This is a genomic window from Mesorhizobium sp. WSM4845 (genome assembly GCF_055811455.1).
Map to the genome: position 1 here is coordinate 25,407 of NZ_JBVVQA010000043.1, position 25,794 is coordinate 51,200.

The 25,794-nt window shown below is 61.1% G+C and carries 23 protein-coding genes; 12 read left to right on the forward strand and 11 right to left on the reverse strand.

The genetic code is table 11. The features are described from left to right. The first annotated feature begins 77 nt into the window (after positions 1–77). Complete coding sequence (locus AC0L2C_RS31065) at positions 78–971, forward strand: DMT family transporter (RefSeq protein ID WP_023802314.1); 894 nt, start codon at positions 78–80, stop codon at positions 969–971. A gap of 239 nt (positions 972–1,210) precedes the next feature. Here AC0L2C_RS31065 and mutL read toward each other — a convergent pair whose 3' ends face one another. Together mutL and AC0L2C_RS31075 are read right to left on the reverse strand one after the other, a co-directional pair. After that, positions 1,211–3,070, reverse strand: coding sequence for a DNA mismatch repair endonuclease MutL (gene mutL / locus AC0L2C_RS31070; RefSeq protein WP_473525209.1), 1,860 nt, complete (start codon positions 3,068–3,070; stop codon positions 1,211–1,213). Between the two features lie 79 nt (positions 3,071–3,149). Further along, positions 3,150–4,052, reverse strand: coding sequence for a LysR substrate-binding domain-containing protein (locus AC0L2C_RS31075; protein ID WP_473525210.1), 903 nt, complete (start codon positions 4,050–4,052; stop codon positions 3,150–3,152). A gap of 104 nt (positions 4,053–4,156) precedes the next feature. Here AC0L2C_RS31075 and AC0L2C_RS31080 point away from each other — a divergent pair, with 104 nt between their 5' ends. Next, complete coding sequence (locus AC0L2C_RS31080; protein ID WP_473525211.1) at positions 4,157–5,149, forward strand: zinc-dependent alcohol dehydrogenase family protein; 993 nt, start codon at positions 4,157–4,159, stop codon at positions 5,147–5,149. Between the two features lie 15 nt (positions 5,150–5,164). Here AC0L2C_RS31080 and AC0L2C_RS31085 read toward each other — a convergent pair whose 3' ends face one another. Beyond that, positions 5,165–6,067: a LysR substrate-binding domain-containing protein gene (locus AC0L2C_RS31085; RefSeq protein ID WP_473525212.1), complete on the reverse strand. Its 903-nt coding sequence runs from the start codon at positions 6,065–6,067 to the stop codon at positions 5,165–5,167. A gap of 92 nt (positions 6,068–6,159) precedes the next feature. Between AC0L2C_RS31085 and AC0L2C_RS31090 the strand changes: the two genes are divergently transcribed. The 3 genes from AC0L2C_RS31090 (at position 6,160) to AC0L2C_RS31100 (ending at position 10,195) form a co-directional block, all read left to right on the forward strand. Beyond that, positions 6,160–7,710, forward strand: coding sequence for a trimethylamine methyltransferase family protein (locus tag AC0L2C_RS31090; protein ID WP_473525213.1), 1,551 nt, complete (start codon positions 6,160–6,162; stop codon positions 7,708–7,710). 43 nt (positions 7,711–7,753) lie between these two features. Next, positions 7,754–9,403, forward strand: coding sequence for an ABC transporter substrate-binding protein (locus AC0L2C_RS31095; RefSeq protein ID WP_473525214.1), 1,650 nt, complete (start codon positions 7,754–7,756; stop codon positions 9,401–9,403). A 96-nt stretch (positions 9,404–9,499) separates the two neighbouring features. Continuing rightward, positions 9,500–10,195, forward strand: coding sequence for a corrinoid protein (locus tag AC0L2C_RS31100; RefSeq protein ID WP_128170762.1), 696 nt, complete (start codon positions 9,500–9,502; stop codon positions 10,193–10,195). On the opposite strand, the gene AC0L2C_RS31105 is transcribed toward AC0L2C_RS31100, so the two are convergent. The 3 genes from AC0L2C_RS31105 to AC0L2C_RS31115 are packed head-to-tail and all read right to left on the reverse strand — an operon-like array spanning position 10,190 to position 13,655. Then, on the reverse strand, positions 10,190–12,175 hold the full coding sequence (locus tag AC0L2C_RS31105; protein ID WP_473525215.1) for an oxidoreductase: 1,986 nt from the start codon (positions 12,173–12,175) through the stop codon (positions 10,190–10,192). The genes AC0L2C_RS31100 and AC0L2C_RS31105 overlap by 6 nt on opposite strands. 40 nt (positions 12,176–12,215) lie before the next feature. Continuing rightward, the gene (locus AC0L2C_RS31110) at positions 12,216–13,010 is read right to left on the reverse strand and encodes a pyrroline-5-carboxylate reductase family protein (protein ID WP_473525216.1); all 795 of its coding nucleotides are present in this window, start codon (positions 13,008–13,010) and stop codon (positions 12,216–12,218) included. Positions 13,011–13,025: 15 nt separating this feature from the next. Beyond that, positions 13,026–13,655, reverse strand: coding sequence for a TetR/AcrR family transcriptional regulator (locus AC0L2C_RS31115; RefSeq protein WP_027153879.1), 630 nt, complete (start codon positions 13,653–13,655; stop codon positions 13,026–13,028). A gap of 148 nt (positions 13,656–13,803) precedes the next feature. On the opposite strand from AC0L2C_RS31115, the gene AC0L2C_RS31120 reads away from it, so the two are divergent. Then, the gene (locus AC0L2C_RS31120) at positions 13,804–15,840 is read left to right on the forward strand and encodes an oxidoreductase (protein WP_473525217.1); all 2,037 of its coding nucleotides are present in this window, start codon (positions 13,804–13,806) and stop codon (positions 15,838–15,840) included. Between the two features lie 46 nt (positions 15,841–15,886). Beyond that, positions 15,887–16,489: a dimethylsulfoniopropionate lyase gene (locus AC0L2C_RS31125; RefSeq protein WP_287229799.1), complete on the forward strand. Its 603-nt coding sequence runs from the start codon at positions 15,887–15,889 to the stop codon at positions 16,487–16,489. A gap of 163 nt (positions 16,490–16,652) precedes the next feature. Here the strand turns inward: AC0L2C_RS31125 and AC0L2C_RS31130 are convergent, their stop codons facing one another. Further along, positions 16,653–17,720 (reverse strand): FAD-binding oxidoreductase, encoded by a 1,068-nt coding sequence (locus AC0L2C_RS31130; protein WP_287229797.1) that lies wholly within the window; start codon positions 17,718–17,720, stop codon positions 16,653–16,655. A 4-nt stretch (positions 17,721–17,724) separates the two neighbouring features. After that, positions 17,725–18,963 carry an aromatic ring-hydroxylating oxygenase subunit alpha gene (locus tag AC0L2C_RS31135; RefSeq protein WP_473525218.1) on the reverse strand — a complete coding sequence of 413 codons (1,239 nt, stop codon included), beginning with the start codon at positions 18,961–18,963 and terminating at the stop codon, positions 17,725–17,727. Between the two features lie 150 nt (positions 18,964–19,113). Here AC0L2C_RS31135 and AC0L2C_RS31140 point away from each other — a divergent pair, with 150 nt between their 5' ends. The 3 genes from AC0L2C_RS31140 to AC0L2C_RS31150 all read left to right on the forward strand — a co-directional run bounded on the left by AC0L2C_RS31140 (position 19,114) and on the right by AC0L2C_RS31150 (position 21,089). After that, positions 19,114–19,992, forward strand: a complete 879-nt coding sequence (locus AC0L2C_RS31140; protein ID WP_091600607.1) for a LysR substrate-binding domain-containing protein — start codon at positions 19,114–19,116, stop codon at positions 19,990–19,992. 109 nt (positions 19,993–20,101) lie between these two features. Continuing rightward, on the forward strand, positions 20,102–20,581 hold the full coding sequence (locus AC0L2C_RS31145) for a DUF3828 domain-containing protein (RefSeq protein WP_023802330.1): 480 nt from the start codon (positions 20,102–20,104) through the stop codon (positions 20,579–20,581). A 4-nt stretch (positions 20,582–20,585) separates the two neighbouring features. Further along, complete coding sequence (locus tag AC0L2C_RS31150; RefSeq protein WP_353728363.1) at positions 20,586–21,089, forward strand: hypothetical protein; 504 nt, start codon at positions 20,586–20,588, stop codon at positions 21,087–21,089. Positions 21,090–21,180: 91 nt separating this feature from the next. Here AC0L2C_RS31150 and queF read toward each other — a convergent pair whose 3' ends face one another. After that, positions 21,181–21,642: a preQ(1) synthase gene (queF, locus tag AC0L2C_RS31155; protein ID WP_023802331.1), complete on the reverse strand. Its 462-nt coding sequence runs from the start codon at positions 21,640–21,642 to the stop codon at positions 21,181–21,183. 398 nt (positions 21,643–22,040) lie between these two features. Then, entirely contained in the window at positions 22,041–22,448 is a 408-nt protein-coding gene (locus AC0L2C_RS31160) for a hypothetical protein (protein ID WP_473525219.1), read from the reverse strand. A gap of 116 nt (positions 22,449–22,564) precedes the next feature. On the opposite strand from AC0L2C_RS31160, the gene AC0L2C_RS31165 reads away from it, so the two are divergent. Continuing rightward, positions 22,565–22,990, forward strand: a complete 426-nt coding sequence (locus AC0L2C_RS31165; protein WP_027153887.1) for a MarR family winged helix-turn-helix transcriptional regulator — start codon at positions 22,565–22,567, stop codon at positions 22,988–22,990. Positions 22,991–23,104: 114 nt separating this feature from the next. Here the strand turns inward: AC0L2C_RS31165 and AC0L2C_RS31170 are convergent, their stop codons facing one another. Continuing rightward, entirely contained in the window at positions 23,105–25,177 is a 2,073-nt protein-coding gene (locus tag AC0L2C_RS31170) for a putative bifunctional diguanylate cyclase/phosphodiesterase (RefSeq protein WP_023802334.1), read from the reverse strand. Between the two features lie 281 nt (positions 25,178–25,458). On the opposite strand from AC0L2C_RS31170, the gene AC0L2C_RS31175 reads away from it, so the two are divergent. Beyond that, the coding region (locus AC0L2C_RS31175) for an aminotransferase class I/II-fold pyridoxal phosphate-dependent enzyme (RefSeq protein WP_473525220.1) at positions 25,459–25,794 on the forward strand (336 nt) is incomplete at its 3' end.

Here is a 25,794-nt window from a genome sequence, read left to right on the forward strand (position 1 = left end):
CCCTCGATTTGGTCGTTTGTCAACCGATCGGGAAAGGCGCTTTGTATGTTGAGAGCATGAAACGCGGGAATAATGAAATGAACGCTTGTACCGGCACGTTGAATACGACACAGCGGATCGACACCACGGCGGCCATTGCGGTGGCGTTGACAGTGGTCGGCTGGGCCTCCGCCTTTCCGGCGATCCGTGCCGGCCTCGTCGCTTTCGGGCCGCTGGAGCTTGGCGCGCTGCGCTTCGCCATCGCGGCGGTGCCGGCGGCGATCTTCCTCGCCGTCAAGCGGCCGGCGCTGCCCCGGCTCGATGAATTATGGCGCTTTGCCTTCGGCGGCGCCGTCTTCGTTGCGCTGTACACGGTAATGCTCAATTTCGGCGAGCTGACCGTCTCGGCGGGTGCCGCCGGCTTCATCATTAATGTCAGCCCGATCTTCACCGCGATCATGGCGATGGCGCTGCTTGGCGAACGCTTCTCGGGCCTGGCCTGGGCCGGCACATTCCTGTCCTTCGCCGGCATCGGCATCATCGCCATGGGCGAGGGGCAAGGGTTGCATTTCAACAATGGCGCGCTGCTGGTCCTCGGCTCGGCGCTGTGCTCGGCGGTCAACACCATCGTGCAAAAGCCGCTGTTTGCCCGCCATCATCCACTGACCATTTCGGCCTCGAACATGCTGCTCGGCGCGCTCTGTCTGCTGCCCTTCCTGCCGAACGGCCTGGCGCAGGCGGCAGTTGCCGATACCGCCGGTCTCGGCGCCGTCGTCTTTCTCGGCATCGTGCCAAGCCTCATCGCCTATGCCGCCTGGGCGACAGCACTTTCCCGGCTGCCGGCGGCGCGCGCCTCGAACTTCCTTTATCTGGTTTCGCCGGTGGCGACGCTGATCGGCTTCTTCTGGCTGGGCGAGGTGCCGACGCTGCTCGGCATTCTCGGTGGCGCGCTGGCGCTCGGCGGCGTGGTCGTGGTGAATTTGAAGCGGTGAATCAGAGGGTTGGAGGTTTGCTTGAATCATAGACAGCTGTTTCGAACGGCTCTTTATGATTTCCCCTCTCCGGTTTGCTTCGCAAACCACCTCTCCCCACTTCGTGGGGCGAGGAACCCAAGTTTTCTGGGGTCGCGGCCTTGGCGATTGGTGTTTCCTCGCCCCCATTTTAATGGGGAGGTGGCCGCGAAGCGGCCGGAGAGGGGGCTACGCCGTTACAACTGAAAAGCTCAGTCCCTTCACCGCCGCCCGAACAGTCGCTCAATGTCGGCGAGCCTGAGCTCGATATAGGTCGGGCGGCCGTGGTTGCAGGTGCCGGACCCGGGCGTCGCCTCCATCTGGCGCAGCAGTGCGTTCATCTCTTCCGGCTTGAGCAGGCGGCCGGAACGCACCGAGCCGTGGCAGGCCATGGTCGCGGCTATCCTGTCCAGCCGCTCTTTCAGCGTGTCGACGGTGTCGTTGTCGGCGATCTCGTCGGCAAGGTCGCGCACCAGCTGCTGGACATTGGTTTCGCCGAGCATCGACGGCGTCTCGCGCACCGCGACCGCACCCGGGCCGAAGCGCTCGACGGCGAGGCCGAAGCGGGCCAGTGTTTCGGAATGCAACGCGAGCCGTTCTGCATCCTCTTCCGGCAGATCGACGATCTCGGGCAAAAGCAGCATCTGCGACGGCACGGCGCGCGAATGCAATGCGTTCTTCAGTGCCTCGTATACCAGCCGCTCATGCGCCGCATGCTGGTCGACGATAACGAGCGAATCCCTGGTCTGCGCGACGATGTAGTTCTCGTGCACCTGCGCCCGTGCGGCACCCAGCGCCATGCCGAGCAGCGTCTCCGCCGCTTCGTCTTGTCCGGCGCGCGCGTCGGCGCTGTGAAGCGAACCGGCAGCGAACGCCGCCTGATCGTTTTCGCTGAAGCCGCCATTTGCAAATCCTGCATCCAGCGGCCGTTGCGACGAGCGGGAAGGATCGAAACCGGCGAAGCCGGAGGCCCGGTAGGCCGCTTCGTAGCTGCGATGGCCGTTGGCCGGTCCTGGATGCGCATAGGATGCTGCGCCTGGCCGGAATGCCGCCATCATGCCGGCCGCCCCTGATGTGGCGGCACGGATGCCGGCATTGGCCAGCGCCTCGCGAATGGCGCCGACGATCAGCCCGCGCACCAGCCCCGGATCGCGAAAGCGGACGTCGGCCTTGGCCGGGTGGACATTGACGTCGACGATGGCCGGATCGAGCGTCAGGAACAGCACCGTCACCGCATGGCGGTCGCGCGGCAGCACGTCGGCGAAGGCGCCACGGATAGCGCCGGCAATCAGCTTGTCGCGCACCGGCCGGCCGTTGACATAGGCGTATTGCTGCAGCGCGTTGGCGCGGCTGAACGACGGGATCGAAACGTGGCCGGCAAGATGCACACCGTCGCGCATGGCGTCGATAGCGATCGCGTTGGGCGGAAAGTCGGCGCCCATCACCTGCGCGACGCGGCGCAGCCGGCCTTCCGGGCTGTCGTCGGTCGCCGGCAGTTCCAGCGTCGAGCGGTCGGAGCCGGCCAGCGTGAAGCGCACGGCCGGGAAAGCGATCGCGATACGCTTGATCACGTCGCTGGTCGCCGAGCTTTCGGCGCGCTCGCCCTTCATGAATTTGAGCCGCGCCGGCGTGGCGAAAAACAGGTCGCGCACCTCGACCGTGGTGCCGCGATTGGCGGCCGCCGGCTTGACGGCAGATACGCGGCCGCCTTCGATGCCGATCTCGGCGGCGCTGTCGCCGTTGGCGGTGCGCGAGCGGATCGACAGCCGCGCCACCGAGCCGATCGACGGCAGCGCTTCGCCGCGAAAGCCGAGCGAGTGGATGTCGTGAATGTCATCGGCGAGCTTCGAGGTGCAATGGCGTGCGATCGCCAGCGGCAGTTCCTTTTCCGGGATGCCTGAGCCATCGTCGGTGACGCGGATCAGGTTCAGCCCACCGCCGGCGGTGACGATCTCTATTCTCGCAGCGCCGGCATCGAGTGCGTTCTCGACCAGTTCCTTGACCACGCTTGCCGGACGCTCGATGACTTCGCCGGCGGCGATCTGGTTGATCATCGTTTCGGATAGCTGGCGAATGGGCATGGGGTATTATACGCGGATTCGTCGCCCAAGCGGGAGGGGCGAATTCAGGAATCCGCGCCGCTCACCGTGCTCCTGCATTTCACGTCATCAGCCTGGGCAGTGCCGCTGCCAGCGCGTCGACGGCAAGGCGGACCTTCAGCGGCAAGTGAGGCGTCTGCAGCCAGAGCGCATAGGCGTCGTAAAGAAATCCCGGCTGTTCCGGCAACAGCACGACAAGTGCGCCGGCCTGAATGCGCTCACGGACCAGCCAGTGTGGCAGCCAGGCGAGCCCCATGCCGGCTGCCGCAGCATCGGCGATCGCAGCGAGGTCGTCGAGCCGCAGCCGGCTGACCGGCATGACCTCCAGCGCACGCTGGCCATCACGCGGAAACAGCCACGGTTGAACGACACGGCCCGAACGGCGGTAGATGATGGTCTGGTGGCTGCCGAGATCCTCTACCCGCCGTGGCTGCCCGTGCATCTCGAGATAGGATGGCGACGCGCAGACGACCATGCGCTGGCGCGCGACGCGACGCGCCATCACGCCGGCCTGATCCTCCAGATTGCCGGTCCGGATGGCAAGATCGCAGCCATCCTCTGCAAGATCGGCGATGGGATCGCTGAAAGTCAGGTCGAGTTCCAGAGCGGGATATCGCTGCGCGAGTTCCAGCAGGATCGGGGCAACGCAGCGCCGGCCGAAGTGCACGGGCATGATGACGCGCAGCTTTCCGCGTGGTTCGGAAAGTTGATCGGCCGCCAGTGCATCCGCAGCTTCGGCTTCAGCGAGTACCATCCGGCAGCGCTCATAGTAAGCGCGCCCGAAGTCGGTCAGGCTCTGGCGGCGTGTGGTCCGGTTGATGAGGCGCACACCCAGACGCTCCTCGAGAAACCGGACATGCTTGCCGACCATCGGTCCGGACAGATCGAGTGCGGCAGCAGTCGCCGCCAACGAGCCAAGATCGACGGTTTTGACGAACACGGCCATGCTCGTAAGGCGATCCATATTCAAAACTCCCAGTTTCTACTGTCTTGCCAAAGCAAGCATTTATCTGCCGGAAGGCCGATGGCATAGCGTATTCGGTTCAAATATTTTGGAGTTATGGCCGCATGGCACGTGTTGTTCGCTTTCATGAGCATGGTGGTCCCGAGGTTCTGCGCATCGAGAATCTCGATATTCCCGCGCTCGGTCGCGGCGAGATTCATATCCGGGTCAAGGCATTGGGTCTCAACCGGGCCGAGGCGCTGCTGCGTTCGGGCACTTATATCCAGACGCCGCGGTTGCCTTCCGGTCTTGGCCTTGAGGCAGCGGGTGTCGTCGAAGCGGTCGGCGAAGCCGTGCACGGTTTTGCGCCAGGTGACGCCGTCAGCGTCGTGCCGCCATTATCGATGGCCCGCTGGCCCGCCTATGGTGAGATCGCCACATATCCCGCCCATCTCGTGGTCAAGCACCCGCCATCGCTTACCTGGGAAGAGGCGGCAGCCGTCTGGATGCAATATCTCACCGCCTATGGCGCACTGATCGACATTGCCAAGCTCAGCAGAGACGACTTCGTCGTCATTACCGCGGCATCGAGCAGTGTCGGACTTGCCGCGATCCAGATTGCCAACATCGTTGGTGCGACCGCGATCGCGGTGACGCGGACATCTGTCAAGAGAGAGGCCCTGCTCAAGTTCGGGGCGGCCCATGTCGTCGCTTCAGCGGACGAAGATCTGGAAGCCCGGCTGAAGGAAATCGCCAGTCCGGACAACATCCGAGTGGTTTTCGACGCAGTCGGCGGCCCGATTTTCGAACCTCTGACGGCGGCGATGGCACGGGGTGGCATTCTCATCGAATATGGCGGCTTGAGCCCCGAGCCAACGCCGTTCCCGCTGTTCGATGTGCTGGCCAAGACGCTGACGCTGCGCGGCTATCTCGTCCACGAGATCACTGGCGATCCGGTGAAGTTGGAAGCTGCCAAGGCGTTCATCCTCGACGGATTGATGTCGGGTTCGCTAAAGCCGGTAATCGCCAAAACCTTTTCGTTCGAGCAGATCGTCGAAGCGCATCGCTTTCTCGAGTCGAACGAGCAATTCGGCAAGATCGTCGTGACGGTTGATTGAGCATTCATGGGAGCCTCAGGCCTGCGCGGCCAGCCAGTCCCGCACCTTGCGAGCATTGTCGCTGAGGTCGCGGGTTCTCGACCAGATGACATGAAAGCCCTTGCCGGTCGTCATCGTGTGGCCGGTCGCACGCACCAGCAGTCCCGACGCCAGCAGGCGCTCGGCGAGGTGGCCCCAGCCGAGTGCAATGCCTTGCCCTTCCATGACCGCCTGGATCACCAGCGCATAATCGTTGATGCGCAAGCCGCGCCCGGCATCGGTGATTTTGACCCCGGCCGAGGCGAACCACTCGTCCCAACTCGCGGCTTCGCGAAACGGCTCTTCAAGATGGATGAGCCGGTGCGATGGAAGATCCTCGACGGTTTCCGGCAGTCCGAACCGCGCCACATAGCTCGCGCCGGCAACCGGGAATATTTCCTCATCGGCGAGCGGCAGCGAATGATAGTCCGGCCATCCCTGGGGTTCGCCGCCACGAACGCCGAGCGGGATGTCTTCGGCGATGATGTCGAGATCGCGGTCGGCGGTCTGGATGCGCAGGTCGATGCCCGGCAGTTCGTCGCGAAACTGCTGCAGGCGCGGCATCATCCAGAACGAGGCGAAGGCGGTCGAGGCAGCGAGCGTCACATGGCCGCCGGTCGCCTGTAGGCGCAGATCCTCCGCCGACTTGCGGATGTGCGACAGGCCGAGCGAGACGTCGGCGTGGAAACGCTCGCCGGCTTCGGTAAGGCTGACCTGACGATGGCGGCGCTGGAAGAGTTTCGCGCCGAGCTGCTCTTCAAGCCCGCGGATCGCATACGACACGGCAGCCTGCGTCATGCCGAGCTCCCGCCCGGCGGCGGTAAAGCTCGACAGCCGGCCGGCGGCCTCGAAAACGATCAGGCTGCCGGCCGAGGGCAGCAGATGGCGCAAGCTTCGCATAAGCTGAGCTTATACAAGTGATCAGGATTTTCCAGCGTCACAGCCATATTTCCTCTCGCTAGGCTGGTCGTCATTGGGAGGATAGAGTTGCCATGAATGCACCGGCCGCCGAAGTCACCGAACACGCCGGCCGCCGAGGTGGCGGCCGCCTGGGCCGCAAGGCGCTGCGGGGAACTCCGATGGCGTCGTTTCCGACGCTGGTTCGCAACATACCCACATACCAAATGGTCCCGGACGAGGCTGTCGAACTGATCCACCAGGAGTCGCTGTCGATCCTCGAAGAGGTTGGTTGCGAGTTCCGCGACGACGAGGCCATAGCCCTGTGGCAGGCCGCCGGAGCCGATGTCTCTGAGACGCGCGTCCGCATTGACCGCGCGCTCTTGATGGAGCTGGTCTCGAAAGTCCCGCCGGAGTTCACGCTCAATGCGCGCAACCCTGAGCGCTCGGTCCGCGTCGGCGGCAAGAATTCCATCTTCGTGCCGATGTACGGCGCGCCTTACGTGCGCGACCTCGACAATGTCAGGCGCTATGGCACACTCGCCGACCTCAACAATTTCCACAAGCTCGCCTATATGGCGCCAGCGCTGCATTCGTCGAGCTCGATCATCTGCGAGCCGATGGAAATTGCGGTGCCGAAGCGTCACCTCCACATCATCCATTCGGCGCTGAAGCATTCCGACAAGCCGTTCATGGGCATCGTGACATCAAAGGATCGCGCCGAAGACACGATGGCGATGGCGGGCATCGTGTTCGGCGAGGATTTTGTTCGCGACAACCCTGTGTTGGTCGCGATCACCAATTGCAACTCGCCACTGGTATGGGACGCCACCATGCTGGACGCGATGAAGGTCTATGCGCGTCACAACCAGCCGTTGATCCTGGCGCCGTTCGCGCTGTGCGGCGCCTCGACTTCGGCCTCGGCGGTGGGAGCGGTGGCGCAGGTCAATGCCGAAGCGCTGGCGGGCGTCGCCTTCACGCAGCTGCTGCGTCCGGGCTCGCCGCAGATCTACGGGCAGTTCATGGTCACGGTCGACATGAAGACCGGCGCGCCGATGGGTGGCACGCCCGAGGCCGCCCAGATGATGTATCTGATGGGAGCACTGGCGCGAAAATACCGGCTGCCATGGCGCACGTCGGGCTTCCATGTCGGGTCGAAACTGAATGACGCCCAGGCGGGCTACGAGGCGAACATGCTGATGCATGCCGCCATCCTTGCCGGCGCCAACTACATCTGGCACTCCGCCGGATGGCTCGAGGCCGGCCTGACCTGCGGCTATTCAAAATTCGCGACGGACTGCGAACAGCTTGTCGGCTGGTACAAATATGCCGGCGGCCTGCCGTTCGACGATTTCAAGGAAGCGATGGCGGCGATCCGCGAGGTCGGGCCGCAGGGCCATTTCCTCGGCACCCAGCACACGCTCGAGCATTTCCAGTCCGCCTTCTTCATGCCCAGCATCATGGACTTCAATTCCTACGAACAGTGGAAGGCTGAAGGGGCAAAGGACCACGACACGCGCGGCCGCGAGAAAGCGCGCAACATGCTCGCCGATTATGAGGAGCCGAAGCTCGATGAGGGCATCGCCGATGGTCTCAAAGATTTGATCGCGCTGCGCGAGGAGAAGCTGCCGGACAGCGTTAGTTAATCCAACGGGCGAAGACCCAAAGGCAACCATAAGGGACGAAACAATGGCAATCTTCAGAAACAACGGTGATCGTGTCCCCAGCGTTATCGAAGCGATGGCTGAAGAAGCCCGCTCAGGCCGGATGGACCGGCGCGAGTTTCTGGCGCTGGCAAGCGCGTTCGGGGCATCGACTGCCCTTGCCTACGCTATGATCGGTCTTGCGGTGCCGGGACGGGCTTTGGCCGAAGAGCCCAAGAAAGGCGGAACGCTGCGCGTATCGATGTCGGTGAAGGCGCAGAAGGATCCGCGTACTTACGACTGGGTGGAACTTGCCAACATTTCGCGCTGCTGGCTCGAGCCGCTTGTCCGCTACACCCGCGAATTTACTTTCGAGCCGGTCCTGCTCGAGAGCTGGGACGTCGACGACGACGCCACCGAATACGTGCTGCATCTGCGCAAGGGCATCACCTGGAACAATGGCGACGCCTTCAACGCCGACGACGTGGTCTACAATCTGACGCGCTGGTGCGAGAAGGATGCCGCCGGCAATTCGATGGCCGCCCGCGTCGGTGCGCTGATCGACGTCAAAACCGGCAAGGCCAGGGACGGGGCGATCACCAAGGTCGACGACAACACGGTCAAGCTGACGCTGAACGAACCTGATATCTCGCTGATCCCGAACTTCACCGACTATCCAGCGCTCGTCGTCCACCGCAAATTCGATACCGATGGCGCCGATCCGCTCGCCAAGCCGATCGGCACCGGGCCTTTCGAGCTTGTGTCTTATTCGGTCGGCCAGAACGCGGTCGTCAAGCGTCGCGAGAATGGCAAATGGTGGGGCGGTGAAGCGCCGCTCGACAGCGTCGAATTCATCGACTACGGCACCGACTTCAACGCCTCGGTGAATGCATTCGAATCCGAGGAAATCGACGTCAATTTCGAGACGCCCGCCGACTTCATCGACATCCTCGACCAGATGGATCTGGTGAAATCGGAGGTCGCGACGGCGACGACGCTCGTTGCCCGCACCAACATCACGCACAAGCCTTATGATGACCAGCGGGTACGCAACGCCCTGCAGATGGCCGTCGACAACAATGCGGTGCTCGAACTTGGCTACGCCGGGCGCGGCACCCCAGGTGAAAACCACCATGTCAGCCCGATCCATCTGGAATATTTTCCGCTGCCCAAGAAGACACGCGATGCGGCCGGCGCCAAGAAGCTGATGGCCGAGGCCGGACAGGCCGATTTCGAGCATGAACTGATCACCGTCGAGGACGATTGGCAAAAGAACACCGGCGACGCGATTGCCGGCCAGCTGCGCGATGCCGGGATCAAGGTGAAGCGCACGGTGCTGCCGGGTTCGACCTTCTGGAACGACTGGACGAAATACCCCTATTCCATGACCATCTGGTATATGCGCCCACTCGGCGTTCAGGTGTTGGCGCTCGGCTATCGCACCGGCGAGGCCTGGAATGAAACGGCGTATTCGAATCCTGATTTCGACGCCAAGCTCAAGCAGGCCCTCTCACTCATCGACGTGGAGAAGCGCCGCGAGGTCATGAAGGACGTCGAGCAGATCCTGCAGGATTCGGGCGTCATCATTCAGCCGTTCTGGCAGAAGCTGTACAGCCACATGAACAAGAAGGTGAAGAACTACGCGGTCCACCAGACTTTCGAGATGGATCTTCAGAACGTCTGGCTGGACGCCTGAGTTAGCTCCCAAGGCTGGCAATGACCCGCCGGCACCCGTTGCAGAAAACAGGTGCCGGCGGACCGCAAACCATTGAAATCAGTGAGTGCGTCAAACATGTCCGACGACGAGATCGTCCTTTCCGAGCTTTCCGACGACGAACTCGTGCAGCAGATGCACGACGACCTTTATGACGGGCTGAAGGAAGAGATCGAGGAAGGGACCAACATCCTTCTCGAGCGCGGCTGGGCGCCTTACAAGGTGCTGACCGAGGCGCTGGTCGAAGGCATGCGCATCGTCGGCGAGGATTTTCGCGACGGCATTCTGTTCGTGCCGGAAGTGCTGTTGTCCGCCAACGCGATGAAGGCGGGCATGTTCATCCTGCGTCCGCTGCTTGTCGCCACCGGCGCGCCGAAGCAGGGCAAGATGGTGATCGGCACCGTCAAGGGCGACATCCACGACATCGGCAAGAACCTTGTCGGCATGATGATGGAAGGCGCCGGCTTCGACGTCATCGATCTCGGCATCAACAATGCGGTGGAAAAATACCTCGACGCCATCGAACAGCACCAGCCTGACATCATCGGCATGTCGGCGCTGCTGACGACGACCATGCCCTACATGAAGGTCGTCATCGACACGATGAAGGAAAAGGGCATCCGCGACGACTACGTCGTGCTGGTCGGCGGTGCCCCGCTCAACGAGGAATTCGGCAAGGCCGTCGGCGCCGACGCCTATTGCCGCGACGCAGCCGTGGCAGTCGAGACCGCCAAGGATTTTATGAAGCGCAAGCACAACGTCCGCGTATCATAGCCCCAAGGCAAGTTTCCGTCCTTCGTGGAAGGCGTAGGGCGCCTGGCGCGGAGCGACGGCGTCGCCGACCTCCATGAAAGGCTGGGACGTGCTTTCCAACTCTTTCGCCAGCCAATTCGCTGCTACATTGGTGGTTGCGAGAACAAGGCAATCGCCCGGCACAAAGCTCTCTTCACGGGTGTTGTGGTCAACGATGGTCACGCCGTCCCCGTGCCATTCCAGCACGTTGACATCCAACACCCATGTGACGCCAAGCTGGCGCAATGTCCGTCGAAGCGGGAAATCGGCAGCTGTCCGCTGCAGCTCCTTGCCGACCAACGGATCGGGCGTGAGAATGGTCACTTGATGGCCATCCTCGGCAAGTTTCCAGGCCGTGCCACAACCGCGCCAGCCTCCGCCCTCGTCGAGCAAAAGCACGTGCTTACCCGGCCGCACAACGCGGGCCATGACGGATTCGATCGAGAAGACATTGCCCCTTTCGATGCCGGGCAGGCTCGGCACTGCCGGCAAACCCTTCTGAAAGCCGGTTTCGGGAGACACCGACCCCGTGGCCAGGATAACGGTGTCAGCTTGGAAAGAGGCGATTTCCGAGGCCTCGACGTAGGTGTTCAGTCGTACGTCGACATTCAGTTTGCTGAGCTGGCGTTCATACCACCCGAGAAGGTCGAGGATTTGCCCGCGGCGCGGCTGCAGTCCTGCGAGCAGAAAGTTCCCGCCCAGCCTACTGGAGGCTTCGGCCAGCACCACGTCGTGCCCTCGCTCGGCGGCAACCCGAGCCGTCTCGAGCCCGGCGGGACCGCCGCCGACGACAAGCACCCGTTTCTTGATGACAGCGGACGTGAACCGGTCACCACCCCATTCAAACTCGCGCCCTGCAGAGGGATTGATAAGGCAGCTGATCCAGTAGTCGCGCGAACGACGGCCCCAGCACATCTGGTTGCAGGATATGCATCCGCGCACATCCTCGGGCCGGTCCGCCGCGGCTTTGCGTGCCAGATGCGGGTCGGCGATCTGGCCGCGGACGATCGAGACCAGGTCTGCAGCTTTCTCGCCGAGCACGGTTTCGGCGTTTTCAGGCGTCCTGATATGGCTTTCGGCGACCACGAGGGCCGTCTTGACCACGGCCTTGAGGGTCGTCGCAAGATCGGCGCCAAGCTTCTCCGGATAGAGAAACGTCGGCATTATCTTGTAGAAGTCGAGGTAGCTACCGGTGCCGCAGGTCACGTAATCGATCAGCCCCTGCTCATCGTGCAGCCGAATGATCTCCGCCAGTTCCTGGCGACTGAGCGCGACTGTGTAATCAGGTTCGTCGCTGACCGAGAGTCCAATGATGAAGTCGAGGCCGCATGTTTCGCGGATGCGGGTTAGGATTTCGCGCGAGATCCGCGTGCGGTTGTCGAGCGACCCTCCCCATTGGTCCTCGCGTCGGTTTGTCCAGGGCGTCCAGAACTGATCGACCAGTCCGAGATAGGCAGCCCAGACTTCGACGCCGTCGAAACCGGCTTCCTGGCAGCGGCGCGCCGCCTGAACGAAGCTGTCGATGGTTTCCCAAATCTCACCCTCGGACATGGCGTGGGAACCGTCGCTGTCATGATAGCTCGGCAGGCCCGAGGGCGACCAATGCGCGTGAAATGAGTTGTCCGAATCCCCGTGCGCTCCGACGTGATAGAGCTGCTGGATGGCGATCGCCCCGTGGTCCTTGATCGCGCGCGTGACCTGCTGGAAATGAGGAATGACGCTATCGTCGTCAGGTCGAAAATTGCCGCGTGTCAGGACGGCGGCCTGATGGACGGGCATGGGTTCGACAACAATCATGCCGGCCCCACCGAGCGCTCGCTCGGCATAGTAGGCAACGTGTCGTTCGGTCGGCACGCCATTTTCGGCCATGTTGGCGGTATGAGCCCCGAACACGATCCGGTTTCGGAGCGTGCGACTGCCTAGCTTTGCAGGTGAAAACAGATGCGGAAAGAGTTTTGACATAATATCACACCAGCGGTCGGAGGAAGGCCTCGGGCGGCAGTCAGGTGGCTTGTCCCATAGTCACGGATTTCTGGAGCGCCGCGGCAAGGCCGGCTGCCACGGCAGATTCAAACCCGGCTGCGCGCATGGCCTCGATCGCTGCCGCGGTGGTCCCGCGGTAGTCGAGGAAGGTCTGGACGATACCTTGGGGATTGTCTGGACGAGCCTCGAGGAGTTTTCCGGTTCCAACAAGCACCGCGCTGACGCTCCGCCGGGCAATATCTGGATCCATTCCTCGGCTGACGGCATCATCCATCATCGCTGCCGCCAAGAGCGCCGGAAACGCCGGGCCGGATCCAGTCAGGCCCGTCAGATAATCGATATCTGCTTCGCTTTTGACTTCATCGGCCGCGCCACAGGCCTCCAGAATCCGGCGAACGACATTGCGGTCATCCGCAGTGACGCTCTGAGAGCTTATCCAGGGAGTATAGGAATTCCGCACCTCTGCCGCTGCATTCGGAAGCGTGCGGACGACGCGGTCGGTTTTAAGACGTCCCGCCAGTTGGTCGAGAGTGATCCCGGCCATAACCGACATGGCGAGCTTGCCGGACGCAGTAATGTCGATGGCAGGCCAATCCTGGGGCCGGACCGAGACGATGATGACATCAGATCGATCCACCAGTTCCTGGTTGTCCCTGGTCCATGTAGCGTTTGGCAGAAAGTCGGGTTGCCCAGTTCTATGAGAGAGCGTGAGGTGCTCTGCGGCGACTATTTGCGCATCAATAATGGCCTCGGCGATAGCGCGTCCAAGCCAGCCACCTCCGCCGATTATTCCGATGCTCAGGGGTTCACCCATTGTCGAAACGCTTCCTCAGCCCGCCGAATGGCCGTGTCTGGCGAAGAACCGGTCGAGTTCGCGCTTCCGCGGGGCCTTACCTGTAAAAATCTCCACGTACCCGGGAATGCGCTTCATGCGGTCCGCGAGATCTTCGCTGGTCTGCATTGAGATGTAGCCGATCTGCACGAGGTAGATGGTGCGCGCTCGAACATCGGCTGAGCCTTCGTCGTAACCAAAGCGGACAAACATCTGGCTCAACGCATCGAGACGCGTCTGGTCGGCTTTCTGCACCTCCGCCAGAATGTCAGGGGATTGAAGCGCCCAGCTTCTGACTGCGAACTCGAACTGGGAATCGAACAAGGATTTGTCGAGCCAGCAGTCGAAAACGTTCAGCATCGCTTCGGCGACCGTCTCGGCATATGCCTCAGCCTGCTTGACGAGGTTGCCGGTGTTCTTGTCCCGCCAACGGGTCACGAGGGCAGCCAACAGTTCTTCTCTATCCTTGAAGAACCAATAGAAGCTGGTGCGCGACAGGCCCAATTTCTTGGCCAGTGGCGATATTCTCACCGTGTCGACGCCCGATTCAAGAAGCAGGTCGTAGGCGGCTTCAAGCCACCCCTCCGGCGATCCGCGCCATCCGCTATCGTTCGAAATTTGCTCCATGAGTGATCAGCCTAACAAAATATCAAAGTGAAAACCAGCAAAATGTACACCTATGTCGACTCTATCGACTGATCAGAAGTGAAACTTGACAGGCATGTACATTTTCGGATAGCGTTCGCACTTGCCATCTCAGCCCGGAGTCCGTCAGATGTCGACCGATCCCCTCCTGCAGCCGTACAAACTCAAGCATTTGACCCTGCGCAATCGCATCATCGTGACCTCCCACGAGCCGGCTTATCCGGAGGACGGGATGCCGAAGGAGCGCTATCTCGCCTATACGGTTGAAAGGGCGAAGGGCGGTGTGGCGATGACGATGACAGCCGGGTCCGCGGCGGTCTCGAAGGACAGCCCCCCGGTTTTCAACAACCTGCTCGCCTACAAGGACGAGATCGTGCCATGGATCAGGCAAATGACCGATGCGGTGCACGAAGAGGGCGCCGCGATCATGATCCAGCTGACCCATCTTGGACGGCGTACACGCTGGGACAAAGGCGATTGGCTTCCCGTTGTGGCTCCGTCCCATCATCGTGAAGCCTCACACCGTGCATTTCCCAAGAAAATTGAAGACTGGGATATCGAGCGCATCATCAAGGATTTTGCGGACGCCGCGGAGCGGATGAAGGCAGGCGGGATGGATGGCGTCGAACTCGAGGCCTATGGCCACTTGATCGACCAGTTCGTGTCTCCTCTCACGAACGAACTTGACGGTCCGTATGGTGGTTCGCTCGATAATCGCATGCGCTTTTGCATGGACGTCTTCAAGGCGATCCGGTCACGGGTGGGCGACGACTTTATCCTGGGCGTACGATATACTGCGGATGAGCGTCTCCCCGGTGGCACTGGCATGTCGGAGGGCATTGAGATCTCCAAACGCCTCAAGCAAAGCGGACTCATCGACTACCTCAACGTGATCCGCGGGCACATCGATACCGATGCGGGCCTGACGGACGTCATTCCAATTCAGGGAATGGCGAATGCGCCGCATCTTGATTTTGCCGGCGAGATTCGTGCGGCAACCAACTTCCCAACTTTCCACGCAGCGAAAATACCGGATGTGGCGACTGCCCGCCACGCGATTGCGTCGGGTAAGGTGGATATGATCGGCATGACGCGCGCGCACATGACCGACCCTCACATCGTGCGCAAGATCATAGAAAAGCGCGAAGACGAAATCAGGCCGTGCGTGGGCGCGAACTATTGCCTTGACCGTATCTATCAGGGCGGGGCGGCATACTGCATTCATAACGCCGCGACCGGCCGCGAACTGACCATGCCGCACATTGTCGCCAAGGCCGACAGCCGCAAGAAAGTTGTTATCGTCGGTGCAGGTCCGGCTGGCCTCGAGGCCGCCCGCGTGGCGGGTGAGCGGGGACACGAGGTCGTGGTCTTCGAGGCGGCCAGCGACCCTGGCGGGCAGATCCGGCTGACAGCGCTGAGCCCGCGCCGCAAGGAGATGATGAGCATCATCGATTGGCGCATGGCCCAGTGCGAAAAACATGGAGTGACCATCAGGTTCAATGCCTGGGCGGAAGCCGAAACCATCGAGGCGGAAAATCCGGACGTTGTCATCGTCGCAACGGGCGGGGTGCCGCACACCGACGTCCTTTCCAAGGGCAACGAGTTCGTGGTGACGTCTTGGGACATCATCTCCGGAGACGCAAAGCCGGGAACCAATGTCCTCATCTTCGACGACGCGGGTGACCACGCGGCACTCCAGGCCGCGGAATTCCTCGCCGGCGCCGGAGCGAAGGTTGAAATCATGACACCGGACCGGTCATTCTCACCCGAGGTCATGGCTATGAACCTCGTGCCCTACATGAGGTCTCTTCAAAAACTCGATGTGACCTTCACCGTTACCTATCGGCTCGAGTCAGTTGAAAAGAATGGCAATCAGCTCATTGCAAATGTCGGCAGTGACTACGGCGGCATATCCAAACAGCGCGTCGTGGATCAGGTTGTCGTCAATCACGGCACCATTCCGCTGGACGACATCTATTTCGAACTGAAACCGAAATCGACCAATCACGGAGAGATTTCGCAAGATGAGCTCATCGCCGGGCAGCCGCAGTCGGTGGTGCGGAATGCGCAGGGCCAATTCCAACTCTTTCGTATCGGCGACGCCGTTTCAGCTCGCAACACCCACGCCGCGATCTACGATGCACTGCGACTGGCGAAAGATATCTAACATCCGGCAACGGACCATAGCGTCCGCTCACAACAAGGGCTGAAAGATGAACAGAAGTGAGGCCCTGCAATATTTTGTAGACACAGCGTTCGTGGCCTTTGACCAGTTCTCACACGACCTGCGATCGCGCAGATCGATCATCCAGCTCTTCGCCCAATCGGAGGTTCCCGGGCCTGAAAAGACCAGGGCCGGGAGCCGTTTGCCGGTCTGTTCCTATCTCGGCCCGGCGTTGGCGGAAGAGGCGATCCCGCCTACGCTCCGCGACTTGATTGAGCGCTTCAAGGCGATCGAGCCGCTGCTCGAATGGCGGCTGAAATCAAATCCCGCCCCGCCTGCCAGCAGCAATTTCCGCGACGGTCACGCCAACGCGATGATCCTTGGCCCGGGCGGCCTCGAGGACAGAAACGATCTGTGGCTCGGCGTCACCTTGATGGCTCCTCACGTCCGGTATCCCGACCACGATCATCCGCCGGAAGAAACCTACCTCGTGCTTTCGCATGGCGAATTCAAGCATGGTGACAAGGATTGGTTTTCGCCCGGCATCGGTGGATCATTCTACAATCCGCCAGGCATCAAACACGCAATGAGATCGCTGGATCGGCCGCTGTTCGCTTTCTGGGCGCTGTTGGTGGATCAGACGCATCACTGAACTTGCCCGAAACCCGGCTACCGGTCGAGGGAAGAGCCAAGACCGCCTTGCGGGTGAAGCGCGTTACTCATCAATAGCTTCATCATCGACGTCGGTTGGCCGCGGACCGTCAAGGCGCTGCCGATTTCGAAGAAGCGCCTTGATCAAAGATCGCGAATGGTTGCTATATCTCGACTTTCACACGGCCAACCGGATTAGAACAGCAAGCAAGGAAATAGCCGTCGGCAATCTCTTCGTCGGTGATGCCGCCATTGTGGACCATATGAACATCGCCTTCGGTTTTGCGAACCTTGCAGGTCCCGCATATCCCCATACTGCAACCCGATCGGATCACCAGACCCGCAGCCCGTGCCGCAGTCAGGACCGTATCGGTCTCGACGCATTTCGCGGAGACGCCGGATAGGACAAATTCGATCTCGGCCTCGTTGTTCTCGGCGGGAACGAAGTCATCCGGGACCTTCTCGGCCTCAGGAAGCGGCGCGCGGAAGCTTTCCTGATGGTAATGCGCCATGTCGAAACCGAGACCGGCCAGCGCCTCGCGCACGGCTTGCATGAAGGGCTCGGGCCCGCAGCAGAACACCTCGCGATCAAGATAATCCTGCGCCATCAGTCCGAGCATCAACTGGTTGAACATGCCTCTGTAACCGGTCCACGGCCTGTATGGATCGGTCTGTTCAACCACCCATTTCAGGTCGATGCCAGTTACGCGCGACGCCATATGCTCCAGCCGTTCACGGAAGATGATCTCAGAAGGGCGGCGCGCGCAGTGGACAAAGACGATGTCCGGATCAACTCCGGAATCATACAGATGTGTAGTCATGGACATCATCGGTGTGATGCCCGAGCCGGCTGAGATGAAAAGATACTTTTCGGCTGGCTGATGCGCCATGGAGAAGGTGCCCCCCGGACCTATTGCCCGCAGGCGCATGCCCGGACGGAGGCTGTCAAACATCCACTGCGTTCCGACGGAGTCGGCCTGCGCCTTTACGGTAATGGTCAGCGAGGTCGGCCGCGACGGAGATGAGGATATCGTGTAGGCCCGGTAGATTGGACCGCCGGGAGTGGGCAGTTCCAAAGTGAGGAACTGCCCTGGATCAAAATTGAACAGCGATCCGGACGGCGACCGGAAACAAAAGGTGAGGACGTTCGGCGCCTCCGGAAGAAAGGAGGCACATTCGAGTTCTTCCGCGTCGGTCCAGAAGACCAGCCTGGGTTTTGCCACCACGTTCATTGGTTCACTCCGCGGCCAATCGCATCGAGGCCTGAGAGCGCTCAAGCCAGTTCGCATACCAATCGACGAATTGGGTCACACCGCTTTCCTGAACCGGCGAATATGGTCCGGGAACATAGGCAGGAGAGAAGATCCCTTGCTGGTTGGTTTCGACGATCTCACGGTCTTCATCATTGGTAGAAATCCAGACCTCGGTCAGGCGCTTGAGGTCGTAGTCGAGCCCTTCGACGGCATCTTTGTTCACCAGCCAGGTGGTGGTGACCTCGGTTTCCGTGGCGCTGATTGGCGTGACTCGGAAGGTCAAGGAGTGATCCGGCAGGAAGTGGCTCCAGGTCGTTGGATAATGGAACATCAACAGCGAGCCTGCATCGGGCAGAGCCACCCGGCCAAGATTCTTGCGAACGGCAGCCTTGCCGTCGAGCGTGTAGCTCACCGCCTTTTGCTGCAGCGGCATCCGCGCCAGGCGAAATTGGCCGCTGCCGCCAAGCCGGAACTGCGCCGGCGCGCCTGAGGCTTCGCAACGGTCAAAATGCGCCTGGAGGGTCGCCGAGACCGACCCGTCAGCAGAGACACCGGCCACGTCCGGGTCGAGCGAGAAGGAGCGGCAGAGCGACGGGTGGTTGCTGCTGCAGTGGTAGCATTCGCGGTTGTTTTCCCACACAAGCTTCCAGTTGGCCTTTTCGACGATGGTCGACGTATGCGCGACCTTCGCATTGTTGAGGTCATGGACCTCTAGGTAGGGAAGGGCCAGGTCGGCAAACGGTTCGAAGTCTGGGGGCGTAGCGGACAGACAGACGTAGATCAGGCCGGCCAGATTGCGCAGATGGACCGGCTTCAGCCCGTGTTTGGACATGTCGAAGTCGGGCCCCATGTCATTTGCCCAGATGAGCTTGCCGTCAAGCTCATAGGTCCACTGGTGATAGGGGCAGACGAGTTTGGCCACTTGGCCTTCGCGCGCCTTGCAAATCATCGAGCCGCGATGGCGGCAGGAATTGTGGAAGGCGCGGATTTCACCATCGCGGGCGCGCACGATGACCACCTCATAGGCGCCCACGCGCATCGTCACGTAGCTACCAGCTTTCGCAAGCTGGCATGCCGGGGCCGCGTAGAGCCATTCCTGGTAGAAGATGTGCTCGAGATCGAGCTGGTAAATCGTCGGCGACGTGTAAAAGGGCTGCTCAAGGGCATAGCCCGAGACCCGGCGCGCTAGCAACTCTTGGATCGAGGGCGAGGGGGCGTTCATGCGGAATTCCATAGATGGCGTGCACATTTGAGATGAAATTTTCTTGCCTGAACGCCTTTTGCGCAATAGCACTAATTTTCAGAACGATTTAGTTCAGCTAATCTGTTGCACTCAGCGAGCCATCCAAAAAGCGGGTCCGAAGAAGCGTTGATGCCAAGACCGTACGATCTCTCCTCGGTGACGGCTCTCATCTGCTTCGAGGCAGCCGCCCGAAATGCGAGTTTCAAAAACGCCGCCCAGGAATTGAATGTGACGCCCGCCGCGATCAGCCACCAGATCAAGGCGCTTGAGGGTGACTTGGGATGCAACCTGTTCCTGCGCTTGAGCCGCGGCGTCGAATTGACTGAGAAAGGAGCGTTCCTGTTCGTTGCCGTGCAGCGCGGGCTTGAGACGATTTCCGACGCCGTCACTCACATGCGCGATCGCCCGGAAACCGCCGACGTGACCATCCGGACAACGACTGCCGTCAGCTCGCTATGGCTTACACCGAAGATTTCAGCCTTCTGGAAGAGCCATCCCACCATCACCGTCTCGCAGATCGTCAGCGACGTGCCCGCAACAGCGATCCGCTGTGATCTAAGTATTCATTACGGAGATGCGCAGGAAAGTCCCGAGGAGTGTCACAAACTTTTTCAAGATCGCATTGTCGCGCTTGGAACTCCAAAATTCGCCGCCGAGCACGGCATTGGCCGAGTTGAGGATCTGCTCAAGGCGCCTTTGATTCATATGAACAACGAGGAAACCGACTGGACGAACTGGCCGGAGTGGTTTCAAGCGCTTGGACACACCATCCCAAAAGGCCGCAGGTTTTCTGTGAACAACTACATGATTGCCCTCCAGGCCGCTCAGGATGATATCGGGGCGGTCTTGGGGTGGGATGGATTGGTCAAAAGCCTGATGGAACAGGGCCGGCTGGTCACACTTGTACCCGACAACATTCCCTCACCTAGGGCATTTTATCTGAAAATCCATCCCAGGGCAGGTTCGAAAGCGCGGCTTTTTGCGAGCTGGCTCGCCAAAAGCTCTTGAGCAGCTGCTCTCTTGCTCGCTGACTTTTCGGGCGGCTTCACATCACCGCGCTCGCTATGGATTCGTGGTATTGAACGGGTTCCCACCACGAAAACCTGGAGATTATCGGATGAGACTGATTGTGCTTGCCGCCGCTCTCTCGATCGCAGCGCCTGCGACCGCCCTGGCCGGGCCGGCCTCCAATGCGGTGAAGTTCTTCTACATGCCCGAGGTCAAGTTCGAGGCCGACGCGAAATACCGCGACCGTTTCACCGAGCCGGTGACAAAGCTGTTCGACCTCAACGACCAGGCGCAGAAGAACAAGCCGGACGAGGTGCCTTGCATCGACTTTGCCCCCGGTCTCGACGCGCAGGATTTTGACGAGAAGACAGTCGCCAAGACGTTGAAGCTGTCTGAAGCAGTGGATGGCGACAGCGCCAACGTGACAGTTACGTTCAACCTTTTCCCGGAAGGCGATGAATCCAAACGCGAAATGGTCTGGTCGCTGAAGAAGGTCGACGGCCAGTGGAAGGTTGCCGACATCACCTCGAAGACCAGCGGCTGGACGCTGAGTGCGCTCGAATGCCTGGCTGGCCAAACTCCGGAGTGACGCCATGGCCCGCGCCCTGGCCCTGGCGACTGCGTGCCTGCTGGCCGCGGGTTTGAGCAGCACCGCTGGCCAGGGCCTGTTCAGCGCGCCGCTCTCAGCAGAAAATGCACGGGCAGCTCCGCTGCGGCCGGGTTCGCCGACGGCGATGGTGAAACCGTTTTACGAGCATGTCGGGCTCGAGCTCGATCCGGCTCAGCGCAGCCATTTCGTCGATCCCGCGAGGTCGGTGCTCGACAAGAGCGATGCGCTGCGGAAATCGGGGCAGGGCGAATGCCTCGATCCCAACATGGCGCTCGACAATGCGGCGTACGACAGGGCCAAGATCGACAACAGCCTGAAGGCTGTTGAAGCGGTCAAAGGCGATGAGGCCAAGGTCGTCGTCGCCTTTATCGTTGCCGGCAATCCGCACCGGCTGGAATGGAAGTTCAAAAAGGTCGACGGCGATCTGGAAGATATCGGACCTTCTGTCGGTGACCGGCGAATGGGCGCTCAGCCAATATCAGTGTGAGTGAGAACGGACCGATGAGTTGATCGCCTGATGACGATTGAAAACCAGAGTTGGCGATCCTGCTGTCCCGCCGGACATCTCGCAGCAGAATTCAGCCGCGTCCGCGATACGGCGCAACACCGGTGTCGGGCAGCCATGCGCCTTCCGGCGGCGCGCCGGTCTGCCAGAATACGTCGATCGGAATGCCGCCGCGCGGATACCAATAGCCGCCAATCCGCAACCACAGTGGTTTGGTCGCAGCGATGATGCGGCGGCCGATCATGATGGTGCACTCTTCATGGAAGGCGCCATGGTTGCGAAACGAGGTCATGAACAGCTTCAGCGACTTCGATTCCACCAGTAGCGTGTCGGGTGCATAGTCGATGACGATGTGGGCGAAGTCCGGCTGGCCGGTGACCGGGCAGAGCGAAGTGAATTCCGGGCAGGTAAAGCGAACGATGGCTGGCGGCCCGTCGCCGCGCGAAAACGGCACGGTCTCCAGGACTGCTGCGTCAGGGTTCTGTGGCGCCTCGACGTTGGTGCCGAGCTGGGTAAGGTTTTTCGTATCAGTCATCGGCGGGTTCCTTACTGCATGTCGCCCAAAAGCCTGCCCACGGGTCCGACCCGAGGGTGCGCGGACTTGGGTACGACATGCGCAAAAATACAAAAATTTGCCGCTCATTAGCACAATTTGAAACAGGAAGACGAGGACCACCAGCGATCCGCTTCTCCAGCCCTATCAGCTCAAACATTTGACGCTGAAGAACCGGGTCATGTCGACCAGCCACGAGCCGGCCTATTTCCGAGGACGGTATGGATCTGAAGATCACTTCGGATTTGATTTGGTGGCGCGCAGCCGAACCTCCGCACGGAGAGCCACCAGGCACGTCGGTCCGATCTGCGCGCTGCGCACGCCGCCGGCTTGCAGCCAGACACCGTACGATCTCTTAAACCGCGATAGCGGCTGGCCGCTCAAAACATTCTGGCGGTGGCCATGCAGAGCACGGTGATGACCAGCAGGCCGCCGGCGATGCGTTCGCCCCTTGTCATTTTCGCGCGCAACTGCGTTTCCGTCGCCGAGTCAGTGCCGGCAAGCTGCCTGCTGGCAGAGCCGACGAGCGCGCCCTGGACGCCGGCGGCAATCAAGGCCGTCGCGATACCCAGGGCCAGAACCATTTCCATCGAACCGATTGAGCCGCTGTGGAAGAAATACCAGAGCAGGGCGCCGGTCAGGAAAACCATGCCAGCCGCGTTCATTTGCGGCCGGAAAAACCGTTCGATCCGAATCTCCGGATCGCGGGCGACAGCGATGGTCGTTCCAGCCCAGAACACACCGGCCAATACGTGAAGGCCGAGGACGATGATGTAGACATACTGCATGACCGCGTTCCTCCTTTCCTACCGCCAACCATAAAGTTAGATATCAAATGATTAGATATCAATGTAAAGTCAAAGGGCCAGTTCCATCGGCCTTTCCCTTACTCTAGTGTCGGATCATGACGCTTTTTGACCGCCCGCCAGTCGGGATGAATCTCGCCCGCACCGCAAAGCTTGTCGCTCAGGCCTTTGACGCCACGTTGGTCGAGGCGGGCGGCACGCTGCCGGTCTGGGTCACGCTGTTGTCGATCAAGTCGCGCGAACTGGCCAACCAGCGTGAGCTCGCCGGCATGATCGGAATCCAAGGCGCGACGCTGACCCACCATCTGAACGCGATGGAGACGCAAGGTTTGCTGACCCGGCGCCGCGATCCGGAAAACCGCCGCGTCCATCAGGTCGAACTGACCGAAGCGGGAGAGGCCCTGTTCCTGAAATTGCGCACGGCAGCCATTGCCTTCGACAAGCGGCTGCGGACCGGGTTGTCGGACGACAGGCTGGCGGAGTTCGCGGAAGTCTTGGCGACGCTGCGGGCGAATGTCGATTGATCCCAACTGCCGAACGCATTGTTCAGCGAGCCCAAGATGTAGCGGCAGCCAGCTACAGACCGGCCGTAACCCCATCAGGCCGCCATTTCCGAAGCGGCGTGTCAGGTTGGCGCCTTACGCCAGCCTTCCCTGCAGCACCGTCAGCCTGGCTCTCTTCGGCGCCCGCGCGACCAGCCATTCGCGTACCTGGTCCTGCGGCATCGGGAAGGCGATCGAGTAGCCCTGCACCTGGTCGCAGCCGATCGCCATCAGCGAATCGAGTTCAGCCTCGGTTTCGGCGCCCTCGGCGACGATCGAGATGCCGAGGCCGCGGGCGAGTTCGGTGATGGCACGCACGATCTTGGTGTTGTCGCCGTTCTCATTGATGTTCTGGACGAAGCGGCGATCGATCTTCAGCCTGTCGATCTCGTTCGGGTTGACGTGGCTGAGCGACGCGTAGCCGGTGCCGAAATCATCGAGTTCAAGATGGACGCCGGTGGCGCGGATGTGCCGCAGCTTTGCCGCGATGCCGGTCTTCTCGTCGTCGAGAATGACGGATTCGACGATCTCGAGCGACAGTTTTTGTGGCGGCAGCCCAGCCTTTTCCAGCGCACCGAAGAGGAAGGCGTCGAAATCGGCCTCACGCAATTCGGAGCCGGAGACGTTGACGGCGAGCCGTCCGAAGGCAATGCCGGCACGGTTCCACTCCGCCGCCTCGCCGATTGCCTTGGCGATGACGATGCGGCCGATCGCAGGCATGAGTCCGCATTTCTCGGCGATGGGAATGAACTCGCCCGGTGCGATCATGCCGCGCTCGGCATGTCTCCAGCGAACCAGCGCCTCGATCCCGCCGATGGTGCCGTTCGACAACGAAACCTGTGGCTGGAAATAGACCTGGAACGTCTTCTCCGCGATAGCGATCCTGATGTCATGCTCGAGCCGCTTGCGGTAGTCGAGTTCATGCCGCAACGCCTCGGAGAAGAATGAGAGACTGCCGCCACCCTGCTTCTTGGCGGCGTGGAGCGCGAGGTCGGCATGGACGAGCAGATCTTGCGCATTGTCGGCGTCGACCGGATAGACGGCGACGCCGGCGCTGGCGCCCGGAAGGATGGTCGCGCCCCGATAGACGATCGGTTCGTTGATCTGCGACAGGACGCGCCCGGCGACCGTGTTGATGTCCTCGGTGCCGCCGGCACCGTTGAGGATCATCACGAACTCGTCGCTGCCGAGACGCACGCAGAGGTCCGACGCCCGGCAAGAATCACGCATGCGCTGCGCCGTCACCACCAGCACATAGTCGCCGGCGGCGTGGCCAAGCGTGTCGTTGATCTGCTTGAACCGGTCGAGGTCGAGGTGGACCGCCGCAAGCCGCTCTCGCCGGCGCTGCGCGCCCTTGATCAGCGTATCGAAATGGTCGGTCAGGAAGGTGCGGTTGTGCAGGCCTGTAAGGCCGTCATGCACGGCGATGAAGGCCATGGAATTGCGGGTATCGATCAGTTCACGCGTCTTGCGCAGGATGGCGTTCGACATCGGCCTGAAGATGAAAAGTGCCACCAGCACGATGACGCCGAGGGTGGAGTAGAACAGCGTTCGATGGAGATCGAGAAGGCTCTCCGATCGCGCGTCGGCTTGGGCGCTGATGCGCTGGCCGAGTGCCGCATAGCCCGACAGGGCCGCATTGGCGACGGAAGCGTCGAGGTTGACGCGTTCGCCGCCACCCTTGTAGCCGCCATTGTCGGCCATGCCGAGTTGCGATTCAAACGCCGAAACCAGGCGTTCGCCGTTGGCGATAAGCCCGACCGAGAAGTAATCGAGATGAAACGGTTTGGCAAAAAGGACGTTCTCGACTGATTTTGGATCGAGCCTGGCCGGTGACGCCGGGTCGGCGACCACACGCTCGAGCAGAAGGTCGTAGTTCCTCTCGAAGTCGGCCGTGGCCTGTTTGAATGCGGTGACCAGAGCCGGTTGTTGGTTGCGCGTAGCTGCTCCTGCCGCGTTGGCAAGGAAGACAATGCGTTGCGACAGCACCTTTTGCATGCCGACAATATCGAGCAGCGTGTCGTCGTGCCGATGGCCAGCCATCATCTGCTGGAGAAGGATGAAGGAGGCCATCACCATGGCTGCAATGATCAGCAGCGCCAGCCAATAGCCTGCCTTGATCAGCAGTATGAGCTTGCCCGAAATGGTTTGCATCGGTTGCTGCGACATTTTCTGGGGCGGTCCCTCTCGCCGACAGATTGTTGGGTATGAGAACCATTGGCTTGAAAGGTTAACAGCTCCGGAAGCCGACACAGCAGCAGCGGTGAAAAGCTCGCAAAATGGTTATCGCCTTCTTTCGCGCCGCAGCTGCATTTGAACATCTGCCATTTGGCGGCATTCTGGGGCGGCATTCTGGCCACTGACCGTCGGGTCACCGAAGCCGTCGCTTTTGCGGTGGATTTTTCGCCCGCGCGGGGCGACAGTCCATTCAATCTCAACAGGGCCAAATCATGAGCGCGGCATTCCTCTCCCATATCGACAGCGAGCTTCAAGGGCTGAAATCGGCCGGCCTCTACAAATCCGAGCGGGTGATCACCTCGACGCAATCGGCTAAGATCGAGGTGGGCGGCGAGAGGGTGCTGAATTTCTGCGCCAACAATTATCTTGGCCTCGCCGATAGCGCCGACTTGCGCGATGCGGCCAAGCAGGCACTCGACCGCTATGGCTACGGCATGGCGTCGGTGCGTTTCATCTGCGGCACGCAGGAAGAGCACAAGCAGCTCGAGGCGACGATTTCTGGCTTTCTCGGCATGGAGGACACGATCCTCTACGGCTCCTGCTTCGAC